The organism is Vibrio sp. Y176, from assembly GCF_033438945.1.
Genome location: NZ_JAWOQS010000499.1, coordinates 1 through 717 on the forward strand (window position 1 = coordinate 1; position 717 = coordinate 717).

The 717-nt window shown below is 44.1% G+C and carries 1 protein-coding gene; it reads left to right on the forward strand.

Going from position 1 to position 717, the window contains the following annotated elements:
- Window positions 1-539 (forward strand): 4-hydroxy-tetrahydrodipicolinate reductase (gene dapB, locus R7O13_RS26940; protein WP_318305216.1); only part of this gene is annotated, 539 nt, incomplete at its 5' end.
- Window positions 540-717: the final 178 nt, after the last annotated feature.

Consider the following 717-nt stretch of genomic DNA (forward strand, 5'->3'; position numbering starts at 1 on the left):
ATGGGAAGTCTATCGTAATTGGTACCACTGGCTTTAGTGAAGAAGAGCGAGCACTGATTGATGCAGTTGCGAAGCACGTACCTGTTGTGATGGCTCCTAACTACTCTGTTGGTGTGAACCTAGTATTTAAGTTGCTTGAGAAAGCTGCAAAAGTAATGGGTGATTACGGCGATGTCGAGATTGTCGAAGCTCATCACCGCCATAAAGTTGATGCTCCGTCAGGTACTGCGATTGGTATGGGTGAGGCGATTGCTGGCGCTATGGGCAACAAGTTAAGTGATGTTGCGGTGTATGCGCGTGAAGGCATTACTGGTGAGCGTACTAAAGATGAAATCGGTTTTGCAACCATTCGTGCAGGTGACATTGTCGGCGAGCACACAGCAATGTTTGCTGATATTGGTGAGCGAGTCGAAATAACGCACAAAGCGACGGACCGCATGACTTTTGCTAATGGTGCCGTGAAGGCTGCAGTGTGGCTACATTCCAAGCCGGCGGGCTTTTATACCATGACCGATGTGCTTGGTTTGAATGAGCTTTAAATACATAATTATACGCCGGCGTAAGCAGGCTTTTTTGTATTTGAAGAAAGATATATAAATAAAATGAGTATTGTAGAGCGTCAGTTTTGATCTTGTTTGTGTGTATTTTTGCTGGCTTGGTTGCTTTATTTGTCTTAACTGCTTAAAAGTTGATGTTGTTTTGTTGTGATTAACGTTT